We start from the raw sequence: 20,075 nt of genomic DNA, 5'->3' as shown, positions 1-20,075 counted from the left end.
CATGGCAACTCTGTCACTGATGCATTGGTTGTTGGTCGGTAATATCGGTTTGTTGATGTTGGTGGGCGTTCTGCTGTGGTCGTTACGGCGGCAGCAGGTGCGTGAGGCACAACGGCTGGATGAAGCGCTGGCGGTAATGCAACAGGCGCAGAGTGGCTTAAGCAAGAGCACTATCGGCATGGGGCGCCGGCTGAAACAGCTGGAAGGCCGTCTGCAGCAAACGGAACGCCGGGCAGTACTGCCGGATACCGATGACGATACCTTTGCTCAGGCTTCCCGCCTGATTGGTTTAGGGGCAACCGCCAGCGATCTGGTTGATAACTGTGGTGTGCCAAGAGGTGAGGCCGAGCTGATGGTGTCGCTGAAGCGGCAATCATTACCGCACTGAGTTCTGCGCTGCTGTTCTACCCATAAAACCGCCGTCTCCGGCGGTTTTTTTATAACTAAAGGATACATTGCAGGTGCTGCCGGCGGCCTATACTTCAGGCAGGTTGGTCGGGGAGAGTTGTGATGAAAACAACAATGACAGCACTGGCATGGCTGGTGATACTGCTCCTGCAGAATACTGTTGCAACACCGGAAACAACGGCAGACGCCGCCGCCTGGCAGGCGGCGGGTATGATTCGGAATGCCACCTTTATGGAGCGTTCACCGGAATTTACCGATCTGTATCTGATCCGCACGCCGGATAAAGGCCGGCAGATCGTTATCTACTGCAATTCCTCCGCTTGCTACCGGCTGCGCACCCAGGCGTTACACGCCTGAGTGCGGGCCAGGCGCAGATCAGGCGGCGCTGACAAAAAGTGCAACCACACAGCCAATACCGGCCATCCATACCAGCGAACGCAGGGTTGGTTTATTGGCCAGATACATCACTCCGTACAGAATACGACAGGCAATAAAAGCCAGTGCCAGGGTATCGATGCTGCTTTGTACGGCGCCGGCCTGATGGGCAATGATGACGGCGGCGGCAAAGGGCGGGAATGCCTCAAAGCCGTTCAGCTGGGCCCAGTGTGCCCGTTTACGGTAGCCCTGTTGTTTTTCCAGAAATTCCCGTGGTGAATAATTGTTGTAACGCGGGCCACCGGCTTTAGCCAGTAAGGTAAAAATATAGGGCAGCAAAGCGGCTGCCAGAACACTCCAGTAAGCGATGGTCATGTTGGTTCCTTATACAAAGGGCAAGGTTTATGGTGCCGTTATTGTCAGCGGCCGCGGCGTTTTGTGCGAGGTCTGAATGTGCCGTATAACCGCTATTCATGCTTTTCTGCCGCTTATGTTCGCCGCCGCCATAGGGTAATCTGTACGACGCATTTTATGATGATCGGGCAGGATTTTTTTGACCACTCCTTTGCATGATGTTGCTCCGGCGCCCGCGCTTCCCACCGTGTCGGCACTGTGGGTGCGTGGCTTGTTACAGGCTGCCGAAGCCTTGGGTATGGACCCGCAGGCGTTGCTGCAGGCCGCCGATATTCCGGCTGGTTTACTCAGTACTCCTTATGCCCGTATTTCACTGGCGCAGAATCTGCAGGTCTGGCGCAATATTGAGCGCAGCCGGCCACAACCGGATACCGGCCTGCGTATCGGCGAAATGGTGAAGCCCAGCCACTTTCAGTTATTTGCCCTGACCCTGATGCACAGCGATACGCTGGGGGCTGCCTTTACCCGCTCGGTGCGTTATACCCGTCTGCTGAGTGATGGTGGCCATTATTTTCTGACCGGAGAAAATAACCAGGCCGCTATTTGTTATGAGCCGCTGGGGGATGATTTCAGTCACCATCAGGTGGATGCTGTGCTGGTGTTGCTGCGCTCGTTTGCCAACTGGCTGGCTTGCCGGCCATTGCCGTTATTACGGGTGGAAATGCGCCATCCGGCGCCGGCCGATAGCAGCGAATATGCCCGTATTTTTGCCGCACCCCTGCAGTTTTCGGCACCCCGCAATGCGCTGGTATTCGCCCCGGAGGTGTTGGCTGAACCGCTGGCGCTGGGGGATGAACAGTTGTCATCTTTGCATGAGCAAATGCTGGAAGCGCAGCTGGCATTGCTGAATCAGCCGGACAGTGCCGGTTTGGTACGGCATTTTTTACAGCATCAGGATGAGTTATTGGTCGACCGCGATCAGGTGGCCGCCCGTTTGCACATGAGCGGGCGGACTTTGCAGCGCAAATTGCAGGAATGCGGTACTAAATTTCAGCAATTGCTGGATGAGGAGCGGTGCCGGCGGGCGCAACAGTTGCTGCGGCAGACGGATCTGTCGCTTACCGTTATCAGTGCACGTCTTGGCTTTGCGGAGAGCAGTGTCTTCAGCCGCGCATTCCGGCGCTGGACCGGTATGTCACCGCTGGAATACCGGCGCGCGCACTAGGAGTGCTTTATAAGCGCCAGTTCAGGCCGGCGCTGATCTGATAATCAGTGCGGTGCGGGGATTCCAGTGCCGGATTATTGCTGTTGTCTTCCGGCAGATACCAGAATTCACCGCCACCGCTCAGGTTCAGCACTGCATTCAGATTCTGGTTCAGACGTTGCCGCCATAACAGGCCCAGCTGCAGTTGCAGCCCGGTAAAGCGGGTTTCCTGCAGTTCGCGCAGCGGCTGTTGTTGCAGATCACCGATTGCTCCGTACAGCAGTGCCAGCGACCAGTGCCATTGCCAGCCATAACGCAGGGCTTCCCGTTCGGTGCGTAATTCCCATAAGCCCGTGCGGGCGGTGCTGAGCAAATCGGCACTGACGGGAAATAATGGCTCGGCCGGATTTTGCACCAGCAACGGATGGCGGCGGTAATGGTAGCTTAGGCTGGTGCGGGTAATGGCGGTGTTGCTGAAGCGGGTGTCGATGGCCAGACCGGCAAAATATTCTTCCCGCCGCAGCAGAATATCCTGGCCGGCGGCCAGATACGGATCCGTGCCGGTTAAGCGCAGCGGTTGTGCCGTGGTATGCAGTTGTTGAGCATTGCTGGAGCCTGCAATCAGACCGAACAATACTTCCTGCTGGCGCAGCACAGGCCAGTACAGTTGTATATCTTGCGCTTCCAGCGCGCCCCGGCTGCGAGAAAAACTGGTCGCAAGGCCCTGTTGCCAGTGGATATCCGGCAGCGTCAGAAACCAGCCCTGTTGCATCGGCGGGGCCGTGATTAAACCGCATTCGATAAAGCTGAACTGATCACCATCGTCCTGCAGCCAGCCGGATTGTAACCAGCCCTGCTGGCGCAGTCCGCCGGCACAATTCAGATGGCTGTTGGCCCATACTGAAGCCGGCAGCAGCATGATGATGACGAATAGTATTTTCATAACCCTGCTATCGGCATTCCGCCTAAAAACTGAAGCCGGTTCAGAGGGTTTTCACCAGCGCCAGGGTATCGTCGTGATGGGTTTTGGTTTTTACTTTTTCGATGATATGCCGCAGTACACCCTGGGCATCAATAATGAACGTAATACGATGGATACCTTCGTATTCTTTACCCATAAATTTTTTCAGCGCCCATACGCCGTATGCGTCAGCAATGGCGTGGTCTTCGTCACTTAATAAACCGAAGTTCAGCTGGTCGCGTTCAATGAATTTCTGCAGGCGCTGGGGCGCATCGGGGCTGATACCCAGAACCAGCGTATTGAGTGCTGCAAATTCGGCGTGGTGATCACGGATACCGCAGGCCTGGACGGTACAGCCCGGGGTCATGGCTTTGGGGTAAAAATACAGCACCACATTGCGGCCACGCAGGCTGTCGAGTGTAACAATATTGCCGTGCTGATCCGGGGCAGAAAAGGCCGGGGCAGGTTGATTCAGGGTGGGTAATTTCAGGCTCATAGGACACCTCGGTACAAAGAGTACGAAGGCTAACTCACCGGGCTGAGAAATCAACCCGGTGGCACTGTTGCTCAGCAGTTAATGCTGCGTTCAGTCAGATATTGAGTGAGGGTTTCTTTGGCTTTGTTGCCGGCCGGGCTGTTGCGGAACAGGAACTCATGGGTACGGTTTTCCAGTACCAGCAGCACATCGGCGCAGAAATCCCCTTCGTGTTCTTTACGGACTTCTTTCATGCGTGCCTCAACCAGTGTGTCGAGGTTGATATAGAAATTACCGGGCATGTCTTCCAGGTGCTCACGGGCATTGATGCGGACCATAGCAACGTTCGGAGTGATACAGATAAAGGCCATTGGCTGGGCTCCTTGGGTAAAAGGTAAGTGTTATTGTGGAGCCAGAATAGCAGGATGAAAGGGCCCCGGGTACTGACCTGGAGCAGGAAAGCCGGTCAGAGTTTTATTTTGATATCGCTGCGTGGAATACAGCAGCAGGGCAGAATTTCATCCGCATTAATCCAGGCCATGGGCTCTTCCAGATAATGCACCTGGCCTTCCAGCAGCTGTACCCGGCAACTGCCGCAATAGCCTTCCCGGCATTGATAATGCACATCCACCTGTTGCGCTTCCAGCGATTCCAGCAGTGTTCTGGCATGCTGAAAATACAGCTGCTGGCCATCGCCGAGCTGAACTGCCAGGCGCGGCGGCGCCATGCCGTCAAATTCAATTTGCGGGGTGGTTTCCGGTTGTTCAGGATTGTCTGCCGGCAAAAACAGTTCTGTCTGCAGCGGGGCTGTGGCAGAACGGTCGGCCTGCAGGGGTTCGAGTTCCAGCGCGGGGGTTTCCGGCTCGCCGCTGAGGTTAAAGTCCTCGTTGGCGGAGCCGGGCAGTGGTGATGCAGACATCAGAGATCAAAATCACCCAGATCGTCGGTATTCACTTCGCTGTCGATGGCGCCAACCAGATAGGAGCTGATTTCGGCTTCCTGGGGGGCTACCTGCACGTTATCGCTGTTCAGCCAGGCGTTGATCCAGGGCAGCGGGTTACTTTTAACCGGGAATAACGGTTCAAAGCCCAGCGCACCGATACGCTGGTTGGTAATGTATTCCACATACTGCGACAGAATATCTTTGTTCAGGCCAATCATGGAGCCGTCTTTGAACAGGTAGTCGGCCCATTCTTTTTCCTGCTGGGCAGCTTCGCTGAAAATGGCAATGACGTCGGCGCGGCATTCTTCAGCGATACCGGCAAGTTCCGGATCGTCTTTGCCTTTCGCCATAATCTGCAGGATGTGCTGAGTGCCGGTCAGGTGCAGAGCTTCATCGCGGGCAATCAGTTTAATAATTTTGGCGTTGCCTTCCATTTTGGCGCGCTCGGCAAAGGCGAACGAACAGGCAAAACTGACGTAAAAACGAATGGCTTCAAGAACATTTACGGACACCATGGTGAGGTACAGGCGGCGTTTCAGTTCACGCAGCGACACGTCAACGGTGTTGCCGTTGATGGTGTGGGTACCTTCGCCCAGTTGCAGGTAGTAATTACTCAGTTCAATAAAACTGTCGTAGTGACGGGTAACCGAAACCGCCCGGCGGGTAATGTGTTCGTTTTTGGTAATATCGTCAAAAATAACCGCCGGATTGGGCACAATATTGCGCACAATATGGGTGTAGGAGCGGCTGTGAATGGTTTCACTGAACGACCAGGTTTCAATCCAGGTTTCCAGTTCCGGCAATGACACTATCGGCAGAAAAGCCACGTTCGGCGAGCGCCCCTGCACGGAATCCAGCAGGGTCTGATATTTCAGGTTGCTGATGAAAATATGTTTTTCATGCTCGGGTAAATCGAGAAAATCTTTGCGGTCGTTGGTCAGGTCAACTTCTTCCGGACGCCAGAAGAAAGACAGCTGCTTTTCGATCAGATTTTCAAAAATTTTGTGCTTCTGTAAATCGTAACGGGCGACGTTGACCTGCTCGCCAAAAAACATTGGCTGGGCAAAGGTGTCAAAAACATTACGGTTAAAGGTGGTGTAAGCCATACGGGTGTTATCTCAGGGCAGCCCCGTGCGGGGCTGCGTTGGTTACTCTTAGATTTTGCAGGCGCCACCGGCGCAATCATCGTCTTCTTTCATTTCTTTCTGCGGATCTTCAGCGCCGTCACGGGTGTTGTGGTAATACAGCGTTTTCAGACCATTTTTATAGGCCGTCAGCAGATCTTTCAGCAGTTGCTGCATGGGTACCTTGCCGCCGTCAAAACGGGTCGGGTCGTAGTTGGTGTTGGCTGAAATCGCCTGATCGACAAATTTCTGCATAATGCCGACCAGTTGCAGGTAGCCATTATTGCTGGGAATCTGCCACAGCAGTTCATACTGATTTTTCAGGCGTTCAAATTCCGGTACCACCTGTTTCAGAATGCCATCTTTGCTGGCTTTTACGCTGATGTAACCACGTGGCGGTTCGATACCGTTGGTGGCATTGCTGATCTGTGACGAGGTTTCCGACGGCATCAGTGCTGACAGCGTTGAGTTGCGTAAGCCGTACTGAACGATGTCTTTACGCAGGGCTTCCCAGTCGTAGTGCAGCGGTTCGGCACAGAACTTGTCCACTTCTTTTTTGTAGGTGTCGATCGGCAGAATGCCCTGTGCGTAAGTGGTGTCGGCAAAAGCGTCACACGCACCTTGCTCCTGCGCCAGTTTGTTTGATGCTTTGAGCAGCCAGTACTGCATGGCTTCAAAGGTGCGGTGAGTCAGACCATTAGCGCTGCCATCGGAGTATTTCACCCCGTTTTTAGCCAGATAGTAGGCGTAGTTGATAACGCCGACGCCCAGCGTACGACGACGCAGGCTGGCCTTTTTCGCGGCCGGGACCGGGTAATCCTGGTAGGTCAGCAGACTGTCGAGGGCGCGTACGATCAGGTCGGACAGTTCTTCCAGATCGTCCAGGCTGTTCAGGCTGCCGAGGTTGAAGGCGGCCAGTGTACACAGGGCAATCTCGCCATTTTCATCGTTCACTTCCTGCAGCGGTTTGGTCGGCAGGGCAATTTCCAGACACAGGTTGGACTGCCGTACCGGTGCTACTTTCGGATCAAACGGGCTGTGCGTGTTGCAGTGGTCGACGTTCTGAATGTAGATGCGGCCGGTGCTGGCACGTTCCTGCATCATGCTGGAAAACAGATCGACTGCTTTCAGGGTTTTCTTACGGATACCATCCTGCTGTTCGTACTGCAGATACAGCTGTTCGAATTTTTCCTGATCTTCAAAGAACGCATCGTACAGACCCGGCACATCGCTGGGCGAGAACAGGGTGATGTTGCCGTTTTTGATCAGGCGCTCGTACATCAGCTTGTTGATCTGCACGCCGTAATCGAGGTGGCGGACGCGGTTTTCTTCGACGCCGCGGTTGTTTTTCAGCACCAGCAGGCTTTCCACTTCGTAGTGCCAGATAGGGTAGAACAGGGTGGCGGCGCCACCACGCACACCGCCCTGCGAGCAGGATTTAACCGCCGTCTGGAAATGCTTGTAGAACGGAATACAGCCGGTGTGGAAGGCTTCACCACCCCGGATCGGGCTGCCCAGGGCGCGGATACGGCCACCGTTGATACCAATGCCGGCGCGCTGGGATACGTATTTCACAATGGCGCTGGCGGTGGCGTTAATGGAATCCAGACTGTCGCCGGCTTCAATTAATACACAGGAGCTGAACTGCCGGGTCGGGGTACGGACACCGGCCATAATCGGCGTCGGCAGTGACAGCTTGAAGGTGGAGACGGCATCATAGAAACGACGGATGTAATCGAGCCGGCGTTCTTTGTCGTAATTGGCGAACAGACAGGCGGCGATCAGAACATAGAGGAACTGGGCGCTTTCGTACATTTCACCGGTAACCCGGTTCTGTACCAGATACTTGCCTTCCAGTTGTTTGACGGCCGCGTAGCTGAAGTTGAGATCGCGGTTGTGGTCAATAAAGGTATCCATCGCGGCGATTTCGTCAGCGCTGTAGTCGTCCAGCAGGTGACGGTCATAGCGTTCCATGTCGACCATGCGTTTCACGTGGTCCAGCAGGGCTGGCGGCTCAAACTGGCCGTAGGCTTTTTTACGCAGATGGAAAATATTCAGGCGAGCGGCCAGGTATTGATAATCGGGGGTTTCTTCCGAAATCAGGTCGGCGGCGGCTTTGATTAATGTTTCATGGATTTCGGCGGTCTGGATACCATCAAAAAACTGCAGGTGAGCTTTCAGCTCCACCTCAGATACAGACACATTGTTAAGCCCTTCGGCAGCCCAGGTAACAACCTTGTGAATTTTATCCAGATCGAGGGGTTCCAGGCGGCCATTGCGCTTGGTGACTTTCAGTGTGCTGCTCATGTTAATTGTGCCTGCTGTATTCAAGAGAATCTGCTCCATCGTCCCTGATGCGGGGGGGAATTATGACGCTTGACGGTGGCTCCCGAAGCCTGTAAACGCCGCTGTAAATAACTGAGAAAACGGCGCTTTTTCAAAGCGATCCACAAGATAATGCGGTGCGGGGGTGAATTCAACCCCAAGATATAGTGGGTTATCGAAATCGCATGTGGATAACTTGTGTGTAGTTGGTGGACAGTCTGTGGCTGTTTACCCGCCGGCTTCGGGCGTGGCCGTCCTGGCGTGAAAATGACGAAAAAAAGCCGCCGATTGGTTACTATGCAACTTTGCGTTACAGCGTCTACAGTTACACACAAATCCGCGCAGGCGGGTACTTTACGCGTAAGGAATTCAGGACAGCATGCTTAAACACGAAATTGGCCACGGCCAGGATGAAAACTGGCGCATTCTGATTGTTGAAGATGACGAGCGTCTGGCAACGCTGACCAAAGACTACCTTGAGAGCAACGGTCTTACGGTTGCTGTTGAAGGCGATGGCGGCCGGGCTATTGAGCGTATCAAAACCGAACAGCCGGATCTGGTGGTACTGGATCTGATGCTGCCGGGTGAAGACGGGCTGGCGGTATGCCGGATTGTGCGTCCTTATTACAAAGGCCCCATTCTGATGCTGACTGCCCGTACCGAAGACCTGGACCAGGTGCTGGGGCTGGAAATGGGCGCTGATGATTACGTGGCCAAGCCGGTGCGGCCGCGGGTGTTGCTGGCGCGTATCCGGGCGCTATTGCGCCGGGTGAAAGAAACACCGGAAGAGAACGCTGCCGAGCCCAGTTCTGAAAACCGTCTTACCTTCGGCAATCTGGTGGTGGATAACGCCATGCGTGAAGCCTGGCTGGATGGTCAGAGCATTGATCTGACCAGTGCCGAATTTGATCTGCTGTGGTTATTAAGCAGCAGCGCCGGCCGGGTGCTGACGAGGGAAGAAATCTTCCATCAGTTACGCGGCATTGAATACGATGGACAAGATCGTTCCATTGATGTGCGGGTATCGCGTATCCGGCCGAAGGTGGGTGATGATCCGATGAATCCGAAACGGATTAAAACCGTGCGCAGTAAAGGCTACCTGTTCGTTAAAGAAATCTGACGTCAGGAGACGCCGCTATTTTTATTCGCGTGTATTCCGGACTGCTGGCAGCGCTGCTGATGGTCAGCCTGATCTGCATGGCTGCACTGCAGCTGGTTAACCTGGTCCGCAGCGCTCAGTTCAATGAGGACATGGTGGCCGGCAGCTTGTATCTGCTGGCCCAGCGCCTACAGCAAGACCCCCAGGCAATCACAGAAATGGCGGCGCGCTTTGATGCCGCTATTCAGATTGTGCCCGCTGCCGCCACCCGGCTGGACCCGTACCAGCTGGAACGGCTGGAGCGGGGCCGGCCGCTGATCGAATCCACTAATAATGGCCGGACTGCCCGTCTGCTGTATCCGATGGCCGACAGCGGCCTGCTCGATGTTCAGGTCAGTACCGTAACCGAACTGCAGGCTCAGGCAACCGCCTACCTGCTGGTGGAAGACTGGCAGCGTTCGGGCGAACCGGTGGAGTTGTTTCTGCAGCGTTTGCAGCCCCGCTTCGGATTTCCTCTGTCTTTGACCACCCTTGAACAACTGGTGTTATCGGATGCTGATTTTGCCCGCTTACAATATGGCGATGTGCTGGTGCGGATTGCCATTGAAGGGCAGGAGGCGGAAGCGCTGGTGATGCTGCCGGGCGATCCGCGGGTATTACGGCTGGGGCCGATCCGGGCTTTTGACCCTTATTCCTGGCAGGCCATCGCGGTAATCACCGTTATCGGCATTATGTTGCTGGGGCTGGGGGTTTACTGGGTGGTTAACTCTTTTGAGATCCGTCTGCGCAAGCTGGAGCAGGCTACCAGCCGGCTGGCCCAGGGCCATCTGAACGCCCGGGTGGCCATTGATGGCAGTGATCCGGTCAGTCGTCTGGGGCAGGCGTTTAATAAAATGGCTGAGCATATTCAGCGGCTTATCTCGATTCAGCGCGAAATGGTGCGGGCGGTGTCGCATGAACTGCGTACCCCGGTCGCCCGTATCCGCTTCGGTCTACAGATTATTGAAGACAGTGTCGATGATGCTTATGTCACCAAACAGCTGAATGGCATGGATGCGGATATTCAGGAGCTGGACGAGCTGATTGACGAAATTCTGACCTATGCAAGGCTGGAAGAGGGGGGGCCGATTCTGGATTTCCAGCGTGCCAACGTGGCGGCGATTGCCGATCAGGTCGTGCGGGAAGCCCGGCCACCCTCTCATGTGTCAGTCAGCTATGCCGGTGTGTCGCCGGACCATGAGCAATATGCGGAAGTGGAACCGCGTTATATTCACCGCGCTATTCAGAATCTGGTTGGTAATGCCGGACGCTATGCCGCCGGCCGGGTACGGGTAACCTGCCATATCGGCACCGATACCTGCCGCGTGGATGTGGAAGACGATGGCCCGGGTATTCCGGAAGAAGACTGGGATCGTGTTTTCACCGCCTTTGCCCGCCTCGATGACAGCCGCACCCGCAGTTCCGGTGGCTATGGCCTGGGGTTGTCCATTGTGCGCCGTATTGCCTACTGGCATGGCGGCCGGGCCATGGTGTCGCGCAGCGAGCAGCTGGGCGGGGCGAAATTCAGTCTGATCTGGCCCCGTCGCCATCAGGATGCCTGATATTCCGGTTTTGCCTGAAAACAAAAAGTTACATAAATAAACCGGAGTAATACAGACGAAATCTGACGTAACGGTCAATATGTGTCCCGCGTATCCCTTGGAGACGTGGTGAGAATGTAGCGATCTTATTCGCTTTTTGGGGGCTCTGTTTCAGAGCCCTTTTTTTATGCCTGTTATTTACTCACTGAGCGCCGGCTGAATGCCGGGCAGGTGCCGGAAGCAGCTGTCCAGTGCCTGCTGGAAAAAGTCCTGCATAAAGGGGCTGTCGAGCTGATCCCGGCGAATGGCGGCATACAGTGTCGGCCATACGCCATGTTCACCCAATGGGCGGGTGCTGATCAGACCACTGTCCAGATAAGGCTGCAGTGCCCAGCTGGGCAGGCAGGCGACACCACGGCCGCTGGCCACTAATTGCACCATCATTAAGGTCAGCTCCGTTTGCCGGGTGGCCTTCGGTTCAATCCCCTGGGGGGTCAGGAAGCGTTCAAAAATATCCAGCCGCTGGCGGTCAACCGGGTAATGGATCAGGGTTTCTTCACGCAAATCGGTGGGCTGAATACAACGCTGTTGCACCAGTGGATGCTGGTTAGCCAGCGCCAGCACCGATTGGTAACGGAATAAGGGCTGGTAATGCAGGTCGGCCTGCGCGCCCGGATCGGAGGTAACGACCAGGTCGATATCGCCGCGCTGCAGGGCCGGAATAGGTTCAAAATGGAAGCTGGTGCTTAAGTCGATTTCCACCTCCGGCCAATGGTCACGGAAACTGTTGATGGCCGGCATCAGCCAGTCAAAACAGCTGTGACACTCAATCACCATATGCAGGCGTCCACTGTGACCACCGGCCATTTTCTGCAGGTTGCGTTCGGTCTGACGCAGCAACGGTAATACCGAGTCGGCCAGCTGCAGCAACTCCAGCCCGGCACGGGTAAAGCGCAGCGGCTTGCTTTTACGCAAAAATAAGGCCACGCCCAGACGTTCTTCCAGGTCTTTCAGTTGATGCGACAGTGCCGACTGGGTCAGATGCATCCGCCGTGCGGCTTCCACCAGCGTACCGCCATCACGCAGTGCCACCAGAGTGCGCAGGTGTTTGATATCCAGCATGAATGCCTTCTTGAAAAAAATTCATTGAAATAAACACTGGCATGATAGCGGCTCACGCCCGGGTCCGGAAGTCTGTGACCGCTTTGGCTCTTGTGGGTAGTGGCTGGAGGTTACTGCGGTTATTGCTGGGCAGTGACTGGATGTGGCAGTAAACTGATAAAAAAATAATAAGCCGGGAACATATCATGGCAGGTTATCTGCTTAGTCTGGATCAGGGTACCACCAGTAGTCGCGCGATTCTCTTTACTCCGGACGGGGCCGTGCTGGCTTCTCAGCAGCAGGAGTTTGCCCAGATTTTTCCGCAGCCGGGCTGGGTGGAGCATGATCCGCAAGCCATCTGGGACAGTACCCTGAACAGTGCCCGCCGTGTTTTACAGCAAACCGGTATTGGTGCCGACGAGATTATTGCGGCCGGAATTACCAATCAGCGTGAAACGACGCTGCTGTGGGATCGCCACACTGGCGAGCCGCTGTATAACGCCATTGTCTGGCAGGACCGCCGTACTGCTGAGCTGTGCCAGCGTCTGCAACGGCAGTCTGGCGCCGAAGCGTTGGTACGGGAGCGTACCGGTCTGTTGCTGGACCCCTATTTTTCGGCCACCAAACTGATGTGGTTGCTGGAGCATATTCCCGGTGCCCGGGAGCGGGCTGAGCGCGGTGAGCTGGCGTTCGGAACGGTCGACACCTTTCTGTTATGGCGGCTGAGCGGCGGCAAAGTACATGCGACTGACGCCACCAACGCTGCCCGGACCATGCTGTTTAATATTCATACCCAGCAGTGGGATGCCGATTTACTGCGCCTGTTTGATATTCCGGCGGAGCTGCTGCCCGACGTAAAAGACAGTGCCGCCGAGTTCGGTACCATGGAGGCGTCATTGCTGGGAGCCGCGGTGCCGGTCCGGGGGATGGCCGGCGACCAGCAGGCGGCCTTGATTGGTCAGGCCTGTCTGCAGCCCGGAATGGCGAAAAGCACTTATGGTACCGGGTGTTTTATGGTGCTGAATACCGGCACCCGCGCGCTGCAGTCGGAACACCGTTTACTGACAACGGTGGCTTATCGTCTGCAGGGGCAACCGGTGTATGCACTGGAAGGCTCCATTTTTATGGCCGGCGCGACCCTGCAGTGGATTCGGGATGGTTTACGGCTGATCAGCAGTGCCGGCGAATGTCAGTCGCTGGCCGAGGCCACCGGTTATAACAACCCGGTGTATATGGTGCCGGCCTTTACCGGCCTGGGCGCACCCTACTGGGATCCGCAGGCGCGGGGAGCGATTATGGGCCTTAGCCGCGATACCGGTATTAAAGAAATTGTTACCGCCGGTCTGCAGGCCGTGTGCTATCAGAGCCGTGATTTATTACAGGCAATGGCTCAGGACGGCGTGCAACCGCAGGTATTGCGGGTGGACGGCGGTATGGTGGTGAATGACTGGCTGATGCAGTTTCTGGCCGATATTCTCGGGATCACCATTGCCCGGCCCCGGGTGACCGAAACCACGGCACTGGGCGCGGCATTGCTGGCGGGTTTGCAGGCCGGAGTGTTTCAGGATACGGACGATCTGCAGCGGGTCTGGCAACATGACCGTACCTATCAGCCGCAACTGGCGGCAGCGCAGCGGGAGGCTCTGTACCAGGGCTGGCAGCAGGCGGTACAGAGGGTACGCAGCAGTGACTGAGCGGGTGGCTGCCAAAGCCAACAAAAAAACCGGCCAGTCTGGAAGCGGTTTTTTATAATCATAATGAATGACAGGATAAGGTAGGACGCCATGACATCACTGCAGCGGGATATACTCCGTCGTCACGGACTGGCCAGTATTTGTGCTTTGTTGTTCAACCTGTTGTTTATTCTCAGCTATCACTGGCAAAGCCCTGATCCCCGGCCGGATGCCCTGTACGGCATGAGCCTGTTGTACTGGCTGGTACAGCTGGGGATGTTGTTCTGGGTGGTGGACGGGCGCAGCCGGCATTACCGTGACCCCAGTATGAGCCTGACCTTTCTGGCCTGGGGCATTACCTTTATATCCGCCTCGCTGGCGGTGGCGCCGGAAAACCGTACCCTGGTGCTGATGACCTACCTGACGATTATGCCGTACGGTATTTTCCGGCTGACCTGGAAAGGTTTTGTTCTGCTTGCTTTGTATACCGTGCTGACCTACAGCATGGTCATGCTGCTGTTGCACTGGCAGCAGCCCGAGGTCTGGCTGCGGTCGAAGGAACTGCTGGTGGCGCTGACCCTGCTCCTGAGCCTGTTAACCTATGCCGTGCTGGGCCGTGAAGTCGCCGTATTACGGGCCGCCTACCGGCGCAAAAATCAGGAACTGCGCCGCGCCATGCAGCGTATTGAGGAGCTGGCTGTAACGGATGAACTGACCAGCCTGTACAACCGCCGCTATTTATTGCAGATGCTGGAGCAGCAGCAGGCACTGGCGAACCGGGAAGGATTGCCGTTTGCGCTGGCGTTTATTGATATCGACCACTTCAAGCCAATCAATGACCAGTACGGCCACAGTGCCGGTGATCAGGTGCTGGCAGAACTGGCCAAACTGTTACAGCAGTCGGTACGGCAGGTGGACGTGGTGGCGCGTTATGGTGGCGAAGAATTTGTTCTGCTGCTGAATGGCCAGACGCTGGAGGCAGCGAAGCACAGTCTGCAGCGGATTTGTCAGCAGGTGCGCAATCAGCGTTTTTCAGCCTGGAATTTGCCGCTGACGGTTTCGGTTGGCGTCACGGAATACTGTTACGGTGAGGATTCTGACAGCGTGCTTAACCGTGCCGATATGTTGCTGTATGAAGCCAAGGGGAATGGACGTAACCGAATTGTTGCTGGCCTGGCACCGGTGCAATTAACACTGGATGAACAGTCGGAGGCGCTGGCCTGCAGCGCAGAGGCTGCAGGCGCGGCGGGTCAGTCTTCCTGACAAAGCAGGAACTCAAGCAGGGCTTTTTGGGCGTGCAGCCGGTTTTCGGCTTCATCCCAGGCGATGCAGCGCGGATCATCGAGCAGATCGTGGCTGACTTCTTCACCCCGGTGGGCCGGCAGACAGTGCATAAACACCACTTCTTTGTCGGCCATATCGAGCAGCGCCGGTGATACCTGATACGGGCGGAAATGACGGATACGTTCTTCCCGTTCGCTTTCCTGGCCCATGGAGGCCCAGACATCGGTCGCAATCAGATGCGCACCTTTCACGGCTTTCTGCGGATCACGCAGCAGTGTTACCCGGTCGCCGGCTTCCGCAACCAGAGCCGGATCGGGTTCAAAGCCTTCCGGGCTGGCAATACGCAGCTGGAAATCAAATTGCATGGCGGCGTTGATATAGGAATGGCACATATTATTGCCATCACCGATCCAGACCACGGTTTTGCCTTTGATGGAACCGCGGTGCTCACGGAACGTCTGCATATCGGCCAGCAGCTGGCAGGGATGGTAATCGTCGGTTAAGGCGTTAATAACCGGCACGGCAGAATGGGCTGCAAAGCGCTCAATCATGTCATGCTTGAAGGTACGGATCATCACCACATCAACCATGCGCGATAACACCCGCGCACTGTCTTCGATGGGTTCGCCCCGGCCCAGCTGGGTATCGCGAGGCGATAAGAAGATGGCATGGCCGCCGAGTTGCGCCATGCCGGCTTCAAAGGATACGCGGGTGCGGGTTGAGGCTTTTTCAAACACCATACCCAATACCCGGTTGCGCAGCGGTTCGTAAATATCGCCACGTTTGTGCATCTGCTTCAGCTCAATGGCGCGTTCGATCACCCAGTTGAGCTCATCGGCAGAAAAATCCATTAAGGTTAAAAAGTGTCTCACAGTTCAGGTCCTTACTGCGTCTGGCGCTCAGTTGAGCGCCAGAATGAGGGCAGTGACTTTATCGAGAATCTGGTCAGCCTCGGACTGGTTCAGATTCAGCGGCGGCAACAAGCGGATCACATTGCCGGAGGTAACATTCAGTAATAACCCCTGCTCCAGTGCAGCAGCCATCAGGGCCGGACAGTCCTGGTTCAGGACCAGGCCAATCATCAGGCCATGGCCGCGGATTTCCTGCAGCCGCGGGTTACCGTTAAGACGTTCACGGAAGCCCTGGCGCAGGTAATCCCCCATACGCTGGGCGTTGCCGCATAAGTCTTCCTGCTCAATGGTTTCCACCACGGCCAGCGCCGCAGCACTGGCCAGCGGATTGCCGCCGTAAGTCGAGCCATGATTACCCGGTTTCAGCACTTCCGCGGCAGCACCACGGGCCAGGCAGGCACCAATAGGTACGCCATTGCCCAGGCCTTTGGCGGTGGTTACAACATCGGGCATAAAACCGAAATGCTGGTAGCAGAAATACTTACCGGTGCGGCCGTTGCCGGTCTGCACTTCATCCAGTATCAGCAGTAATTCTTTGTCGGTACACAGGTCGCGCACGGCTTGCAGGTAATCGGCCGGTGCGGTGGCCAGGCCACCTTCACCCTGCACGGGTTCCAGCATCACGGCCACCACATTCGGGTTAGCGGCGGTGACTGCGCGGATGGCCTCAATATTCAGATAAGGTACCCGGATAAAACCGTTCAGCAGCGGGCCAAAACCTTCCTGTACCTTGGTATTGCCGGTCGCCGTTAAGGTGCCCATGGTGCGGCCGTGGAAAGCCTTGGTCATGACGATGATCACCGGCTCATGAATGCCGCGGTCATGGCCATATTTGCGGGCAATTTTAATGGCCGCTTCGTTGGCTTCGGCGCCGGAATTGGAAAAGAAAACGTTATCCATACCGGACACGCGTACCAATGCCTCGGCCAGCGCCTGCTGCCGTTCCACACTGTACAGGTTGGAGGTATGAATAAGCTGTCCGGCTTGCTTGCACAGCGCATCAGTCACCGCCGGATGGGCGTGGCCCAGACCACAAACGGCAATACCGCTGAGGGCGTCCAGATAACGTCGGCCCTCGGTGTCGATCAACCAGCTGCCTTGTCCGCTGACGAAAGTTACCGGCAAACGCCCGTAGGTGTTCATGATGGCCTGCATGAAAAATTCCTCGTAAACACAAAAAGGCAGCCTTGGCTGCCCCGGAAGGGAAAGCATCATACGAGAGGCAAAAAGCTTTGTAAAACCCCTGCTTTGGTGCGGGTTCGGGACGGCGGGAGCGGGAGCGTCAGTCGTTGTTACTGTCGTCGCTGAGGCTGTCGGCTGGCTGGCTGACATCGACCAGAAAACGGCCGGCGATGGCTTTACGGCCAATCAGCATCGGATATTTCATGCTGCCCCGGTTACTCAGGCTTACTTCTATGGGCCAGCTGTCGCCGGCAGCGTTAAGTGTGGTGCGGATAATATAGCGGCTGCTGCGCTGACCATTGGAACTGGCAATAATACGTCGCGCCACCACCGGTGCTTCGCAAACCTGATTGAGCGTGTGGTGGTCGTTATCGAATTGCACATGAAAACGTACCCAGCGTTCACCGTTACGTTTAAAGGGTTCGATATGGTCTGCATGCAGGCTGCTGGTGCAGGCGCCGGTATCGACTTTGGCATAGCAGTCTATGCCAAAGTCCGGCAGGGTGATGTGTTCTATGTAGCCCAGTACTGGCTTAGTCATCACTGTCGATGCTGTCGGAGCCGGATCCTTCCACGGCCGCAGAAGAGGCCGTGAAGTAGATCTGTTTGCGCCGTAAGGAGCTGAGGTACAGCGCCCAGGTTTTTTCGATATCGGTGGTGGCGCTTTCTTTGCCCTGACACACGGCTACGAAATGTTCTTCTTCCGCAGTTTGTGGCTGACGGCTGCCTTCATGCAGGGCTTTCATCGCCACGCCTTTGCTTTCCAGCAGTTGCGCCTGAGTGCGGGTAAAGTCACCGGAACGCTGGAAACCATGCGGATAATTACGGTCGTCAAAAAACTTTTTTTGGCAGGCAAAACTCTGCGCTTGGCTATTGTCCATTCTGCACCTACTATCCCCAGAGGTAATTTTGGGCGGAGTATGGTCAGCCAGGATTCACCGGTAAAACAAAAAAAACTTGTCGTAACGAAAATATTTATTGGTCGAAATGGACACTGAACTGCTCAAAACTTTTATGGAAGTCTCCCGTACCCGCCACTTCGGCCGGGCTGCGGAAAACCTCTATCTGACCCAATCAGCGGTCAGCTTCCGTGTGCGCCAGCTGGAAAGCCTGCTCGGTGTCGAGCTGTTCTCACGTCAGCGTAATAATATTCAGCTAACGGCGGCGGGTGAAAAGCTGATGCCGCTGGCGGAGAGCAGTGTGTTGCTGGAGCAGCGTATCCGCCAGGAAGTAGCGATGGCGGAAGGGCGGCAGCAACAGATGTCGATTGGCGCCACGCCGAATTTATGGGATGCATTGCTGCAGCAGCATCTCAGCTTATTTATGAGTTCTTCACCTGGTATCGGCTTAACCGCGTTGTCGCACAGCGGCGGTAATCTGGTGCGGCAGATTATTGAACGCACCCTCGATCTGGCCTTTGTATTTGACGCACCGAAAGTGGATGAACTCACCACCATTGAAGTGATGCAGGTGCCACTCTATCTGGTGTCCACGCAGCCCTGCAGCGGCTGGCAGCAGGCGTTTGAGCATAATTATGTGATGGTCGACTGGGGCACGTCCTTCCAGATGCAGCATGCACAAGAGTTCCGCAGTGGCCGTGCACCGGTGTTGCACACCAATACCGGCCGGATTGCACTGGATTGTATTCTCAGCAATGGCGGTGCGGCGTATCTGCCACCTACCCTGGTGCAGGGAGCTGTCGAGCAGGGAGCTTTGCACGTTGTGGCCGATGCGCCGGTCATTAAACGTGCGGTATACGCCAGCTACCACGCGACCAGTGGGCGCGAAGAGCTTATTAATAAGGTGATTGATCAGATTACGGCCGGTACTCCCGGTCCGGCAGGGGATTTATTGTGAAAAGTGTACCCGCCTGGCGGATGCGGGGGCCGGGTGCTCCTGAGGTTCTGGAATTATCCTCCTGTCAGCTGTCAGCACCTGTAGGGCAGCAAGTACTGTTGCGGGTTGAGGCCGCGGGTTTTAATCCGATTGATACCAAAATCCGCGCTGGTCTGGCCGCTATTGCACCAGAACATGGTGTGCTCGGCGTTGATGTCAGTGGTGTTGTCGAAGCGGTTGGTGATGCGGTAACCGCGTTCCGTCCCGGTGATGCGGTATATGGCTGTGCCGGTGGTGTGCGTGGACACGCTGGCGCCCTGGCGCAGTATATGCTGGCCGATGCGCGGTTATTGGCTAAAGCACCAAGGAGTATCCCGCTGGCTCAGGCGGCCGGTTTGCCGGTGCCGTCATTAACCGCGCTGGCATTGCGCCGGCGGCTGAACCTTCAGTCCCAGGATGAACTTTGTGTGCTGGGCGGTTCGGGGGCGGTGGGGCAAATGGTCATTCAGCTGGCCCGTCAGATTGGTTGCCGGGTGGTGGGCAGTGCCGGATCGGAGCAGCGGTTGCAGTTAATCCGGCACGTCGGTGCGCAGGCTTGTCTGCATCATGAGGTCAGCGCACTGGCCCGTAGTTTTCCGAAGGTGGTTGATACCTTTGGTGGTCCGGCCCTGCAACAGGCATTGCAACTGACTGCGCCGGGTGGGCAGGTAGCGACTATAAATGCCCGGGGGCAGCATGAACTGGGACTGGCACATGCCAAAAGTCTGACGCTGCACGCCATCTTTATTCTGTTGCCGCTGTTAAATGAAGAGGGTCGTGACAGTCTTGGTCAGGACCTGGCCGATATTGCTGCCGCCATCGATAACGGCGAAATACGCCCGTTGCCGGTTAACGTGCTGCCAATGTCGCAGGTGGTTAATGTGCATCGTGATTACGAAGCCGGCCGTCTGCAGCAAAAAACCGTACTGCTGGCCGACTTCTGAGCCAGGTTAATCAATACCCAGTAGTTTGTGGGTTTGTAAACTCAGCTTCCATTGTGGGTGGGCCAGGCAATAAGCCACGGCAGCTGCCGTATTGTTCCGGCTTAAGCCATCGTTAGCCGCCTGAATACGGTCACTGGTCAGCAGTTGTGGACGGTAGTCGGCCAAAGGCTGCAGATAGTAGTGCCGGGCTCTGAATGTGCTGAAACGTTCCGGTGGTGCCTCTGTTTGCGGATACACCAGCTTCAGTTCATCGCACT

Annotated in this window: 22 protein-coding genes (1 of these 22 only partly in view); 9 read left to right on the top strand and 13 right to left on the bottom strand. The window is 55.9% G+C overall.

From position 1 onward, the window contains the following. Position 1 precedes the first annotated feature (1 nt). Both GJQ55_RS09510 and GJQ55_RS09505 read left to right on the top strand, forming a co-directional pair. The gene (locus GJQ55_RS09510) at positions 2 to 388 is read left to right on the top strand and encodes a DUF2802 domain-containing protein (RefSeq protein WP_228344727.1); all 387 of its coding nucleotides are present in this window, start codon (positions 2 to 4) and stop codon (positions 386 to 388) included. A gap of 134 nt (positions 389 to 522) precedes the next feature. Beyond that, positions 523 to 765, top strand: a complete 243-nt coding sequence (locus GJQ55_RS09505; protein ID WP_228344726.1) for a hypothetical protein — start codon at positions 523 to 525, stop codon at positions 763 to 765. An 18-nt stretch (positions 766 to 783) separates the two neighbouring features. On the opposite strand, the gene GJQ55_RS09500 is transcribed toward GJQ55_RS09505, so the two are convergent. Continuing rightward, positions 784 to 1,158, bottom strand: coding sequence for an MAPEG family protein (locus GJQ55_RS09500; protein WP_228344725.1), 375 nt, complete (start codon positions 1,156 to 1,158; stop codon positions 784 to 786). Between the two features lie 178 nt (positions 1,159 to 1,336). Between GJQ55_RS09500 and GJQ55_RS09495 the strand changes: the two genes are divergently transcribed. Further along, positions 1,337 to 2,362, top strand: a complete 1,026-nt coding sequence (locus GJQ55_RS09495; RefSeq protein WP_228344724.1) for an AraC family transcriptional regulator — start codon at positions 1,337 to 1,339, stop codon at positions 2,360 to 2,362. 7 nt (positions 2,363 to 2,369) lie between these two features. Here GJQ55_RS09495 and GJQ55_RS09490 read toward each other — a convergent pair whose 3' ends face one another. From GJQ55_RS09490 to nrdA, 6 genes are all read right to left on the bottom strand, one after another. Further along, on the bottom strand, positions 2,370 to 3,284 hold the full coding sequence (locus GJQ55_RS09490) for a hypothetical protein (protein ID WP_228344723.1): 915 nt from the start codon (positions 3,282 to 3,284) through the stop codon (positions 2,370 to 2,372). A 40-nt stretch (positions 3,285 to 3,324) separates the two neighbouring features. Then, positions 3,325 to 3,798 (bottom strand): thioredoxin-dependent thiol peroxidase, encoded by a 474-nt coding sequence (gene bcp / locus GJQ55_RS09485; RefSeq protein WP_228344722.1) that lies wholly within the window; start codon positions 3,796 to 3,798, stop codon positions 3,325 to 3,327. A gap of 71 nt (positions 3,799 to 3,869) precedes the next feature. Further along, complete coding sequence (locus tag GJQ55_RS09480; protein WP_228344721.1) at positions 3,870 to 4,148, bottom strand: hypothetical protein; 279 nt, start codon at positions 4,146 to 4,148, stop codon at positions 3,870 to 3,872. A gap of 95 nt (positions 4,149 to 4,243) precedes the next feature. Continuing rightward, entirely contained in the window at positions 4,244 to 4,696 is a 453-nt protein-coding gene (gene yfaE / locus GJQ55_RS13465; protein WP_420907141.1) for a class I ribonucleotide reductase maintenance protein YfaE, read from the bottom strand. Further along, complete coding sequence (nrdB, locus tag GJQ55_RS09470) at positions 4,696 to 5,826, bottom strand: class Ia ribonucleoside-diphosphate reductase subunit beta (RefSeq protein WP_228344720.1); 1,131 nt, start codon at positions 5,824 to 5,826, stop codon at positions 4,696 to 4,698. The genes yfaE and nrdB overlap by 1 nt, the downstream gene beginning before the upstream one ends. Positions 5,827 to 5,874: 48 nt before the next feature. Further along, complete coding sequence (gene nrdA, locus GJQ55_RS09465; RefSeq protein ID WP_228344719.1) at positions 5,875 to 8,151, bottom strand: class 1a ribonucleoside-diphosphate reductase subunit alpha; 2,277 nt, start codon at positions 8,149 to 8,151, stop codon at positions 5,875 to 5,877. Positions 8,152 to 8,548: 397 nt separating this feature from the next. On the opposite strand from nrdA, the gene GJQ55_RS09460 reads away from it, so the two are divergent. Then, positions 8,549 to 9,289 (top strand): response regulator, encoded by a 741-nt coding sequence (locus GJQ55_RS09460; RefSeq protein ID WP_228344718.1) that lies wholly within the window; start codon positions 8,549 to 8,551, stop codon positions 9,287 to 9,289. 29 nt (positions 9,290 to 9,318) lie between these two features. Next, entirely contained in the window at positions 9,319 to 10,869 is a 1,551-nt protein-coding gene (locus GJQ55_RS09455) for an ATP-binding protein (RefSeq protein WP_228344717.1), read from the top strand. A gap of 177 nt (positions 10,870 to 11,046) precedes the next feature. On the opposite strand, the gene GJQ55_RS09450 is transcribed toward GJQ55_RS09455, so the two are convergent. Continuing rightward, positions 11,047 to 11,970, bottom strand: coding sequence for a LysR family transcriptional regulator (locus GJQ55_RS09450; RefSeq protein ID WP_228344716.1), 924 nt, complete (start codon positions 11,968 to 11,970; stop codon positions 11,047 to 11,049). A gap of 185 nt (positions 11,971 to 12,155) precedes the next feature. Here GJQ55_RS09450 and glpK point away from each other — a divergent pair, with 185 nt between their 5' ends. Together glpK and GJQ55_RS09440 are read left to right on the top strand one after the other, a co-directional pair. Beyond that, a complete protein-coding gene (glpK, locus tag GJQ55_RS09445; RefSeq protein WP_228344715.1) occupies positions 12,156 to 13,643 on the top strand; it encodes a glycerol kinase GlpK in 1,488 nt (495 codons plus the stop codon). Between the two features lie 90 nt (positions 13,644 to 13,733). Next, a complete protein-coding gene (locus GJQ55_RS09440; protein ID WP_228344714.1) occupies positions 13,734 to 14,885 on the top strand; it encodes a GGDEF domain-containing protein in 1,152 nt (383 codons plus the stop codon). On the opposite strand, the gene argF is transcribed toward GJQ55_RS09440, so the two are convergent. The 4 genes from argF to GJQ55_RS09420 form a co-directional block, all read right to left on the bottom strand. Next, entirely contained in the window at positions 14,873 to 15,778 is a 906-nt protein-coding gene (argF, locus tag GJQ55_RS09435; protein WP_228344713.1) for an ornithine carbamoyltransferase, read from the bottom strand. The two genes, GJQ55_RS09440 and argF, sit on opposite strands and share 13 nt — an antisense overlap. 27 nt (positions 15,779 to 15,805) lie before the next feature. Next, positions 15,806 to 16,972 carry an aspartate aminotransferase family protein gene (locus tag GJQ55_RS09430; protein ID WP_228344712.1) on the bottom strand — a complete coding sequence of 389 codons (1,167 nt, stop codon included), beginning with the start codon at positions 16,970 to 16,972 and terminating at the stop codon, positions 15,806 to 15,808. A 127-nt stretch (positions 16,973 to 17,099) separates the two neighbouring features. After that, positions 17,100 to 17,540, bottom strand: a complete 441-nt coding sequence (locus tag GJQ55_RS09425) for an ATP-dependent zinc protease family protein (protein WP_228344711.1) — start codon at positions 17,538 to 17,540, stop codon at positions 17,100 to 17,102. Then, complete coding sequence (locus GJQ55_RS09420; protein WP_228344710.1) at positions 17,533 to 17,880, bottom strand: MaoP family protein; 348 nt, start codon at positions 17,878 to 17,880, stop codon at positions 17,533 to 17,535. Before GJQ55_RS09420 ends, GJQ55_RS09425 begins: the two co-directional genes overlap by 8 nt. A 106-nt stretch (positions 17,881 to 17,986) precedes the next feature. On the opposite strand from GJQ55_RS09420, the gene hdfR reads away from it, so the two are divergent. Both hdfR and GJQ55_RS09410 read left to right on the top strand, forming a co-directional pair. Further along, positions 17,987 to 18,856 (top strand): HTH-type transcriptional regulator HdfR, encoded by an 870-nt coding sequence (gene hdfR, locus GJQ55_RS09415; RefSeq protein WP_228346777.1) that lies wholly within the window; start codon positions 17,987 to 17,989, stop codon positions 18,854 to 18,856. Further along, entirely contained in the window at positions 18,853 to 19,818 is a 966-nt protein-coding gene (locus GJQ55_RS09410; protein WP_228344709.1) for an alcohol dehydrogenase catalytic domain-containing protein, read from the top strand. Before hdfR ends, GJQ55_RS09410 begins: the two co-directional genes overlap by 4 nt. 6 nt (positions 19,819 to 19,824) lie before the next feature. Here the strand turns inward: GJQ55_RS09410 and queE are convergent, their stop codons facing one another. After that, positions 19,825 to 20,075, bottom strand: the end of a protein-coding gene (gene queE, locus GJQ55_RS09405) for a 7-carboxy-7-deazaguanine synthase (protein WP_228344708.1). Its footprint extends 442 nt past the window's final position; the window shows 251 of its 693 coding nt (coding positions 443–693); its start codon lies off the right edge, out of view; the stop codon is at positions 19,825 to 19,827.

This window comes from Venatoribacter cucullus, from assembly GCF_016132445.1.
Taxonomy (GTDB): Bacteria; Pseudomonadota; Gammaproteobacteria; order Pseudomonadales; family Oceanobacteraceae; genus Venatoribacter; species Venatoribacter cucullus.
The sequence above is the reverse complement of the archived record's forward strand: the minus strand, read 5'-3'. Positions and strand labels throughout refer to the sequence as shown.

What these genes read in the sequence shown, in the direction of transcription:
- GJQ55_RS09420 (WP_228344710.1), bottom strand. Translation starts at nt 17,880, where the DNA reads ATGGACAATAGCCAAGCGCAGAGTTTTGCCTGCCAAAAAAAGTTTTTT.
- nrdB (WP_228344720.1), bottom strand. Translation starts at nt 5,826, where the DNA reads ATGGCTTACACCACCTTTAACCGTAATGTTTTTGACACCTTTGCCCAG.
- bcp (WP_228344722.1), bottom strand. Translation starts at nt 3,798, where the DNA reads ATGAGCCTGAAATTACCCACCCTGAATCAACCTGCCCCGGCCTTTTCT.
- GJQ55_RS09425 (WP_228344711.1), bottom strand. Translation starts at nt 17,540, where the DNA reads ATGACTAAGCCAGTACTGGGCTACATAGAACACATCACCCTGCCGGAC.
- GJQ55_RS09430 (WP_228344712.1), bottom strand. Translation starts at nt 16,972, where the DNA reads ATGCAGGCCATCATGAACACCTACGGGCGTTTGCCGGTAACTTTCGTC.
- hdfR (WP_228346777.1), top strand. Translation starts at nt 17,987, where the DNA reads ATGGACACTGAACTGCTCAAAACTTTTATGGAAGTCTCCCGTACCCGC.
- GJQ55_RS09450 (WP_228344716.1), bottom strand. Translation starts at nt 11,970, where the DNA reads ATGCTGGATATCAAACACCTGCGCACTCTGGTGGCACTGCGTGATGGC.
- glpK (WP_228344715.1), top strand. Translation starts at nt 12,156, where the DNA reads ATGGCAGGTTATCTGCTTAGTCTGGATCAGGGTACCACCAGTAGTCGC.
- GJQ55_RS09500 (WP_228344725.1), bottom strand. Translation starts at nt 1,158, where the DNA reads ATGACCATCGCTTACTGGAGTGTTCTGGCAGCCGCTTTGCTGCCCTAT.
- GJQ55_RS09510 (WP_228344727.1), top strand. Translation starts at nt 2, where the DNA reads ATGGCAACTCTGTCACTGATGCATTGGTTGTTGGTCGGTAATATCGGT.
- GJQ55_RS09460 (WP_228344718.1), top strand. Translation starts at nt 8,549, where the DNA reads ATGCTTAAACACGAAATTGGCCACGGCCAGGATGAAAACTGGCGCATT.
- GJQ55_RS09490 (WP_228344723.1), bottom strand. Translation starts at nt 3,284, where the DNA reads ATGAAAATACTATTCGTCATCATCATGCTGCTGCCGGCTTCAGTATGG.
- GJQ55_RS09480 (WP_228344721.1), bottom strand. Translation starts at nt 4,148, where the DNA reads ATGGCCTTTATCTGTATCACTCCGAACGTTGCTATGGTCCGCATCAAT.
- yfaE (WP_420907141.1), bottom strand. Translation starts at nt 4,696, where the DNA reads ATGTCTGCATCACCACTGCCCGGCTCCGCCAACGAGGACTTTAACCTC.
- GJQ55_RS09440 (WP_228344714.1), top strand. Translation starts at nt 13,734, where the DNA reads ATGACATCACTGCAGCGGGATATACTCCGTCGTCACGGACTGGCCAGT.
- nrdA (WP_228344719.1), bottom strand. Translation starts at nt 8,151, where the DNA reads ATGAGCAGCACACTGAAAGTCACCAAGCGCAATGGCCGCCTGGAACCC.
- GJQ55_RS09505 (WP_228344726.1), top strand. Translation starts at nt 523, where the DNA reads ATGACAGCACTGGCATGGCTGGTGATACTGCTCCTGCAGAATACTGTT.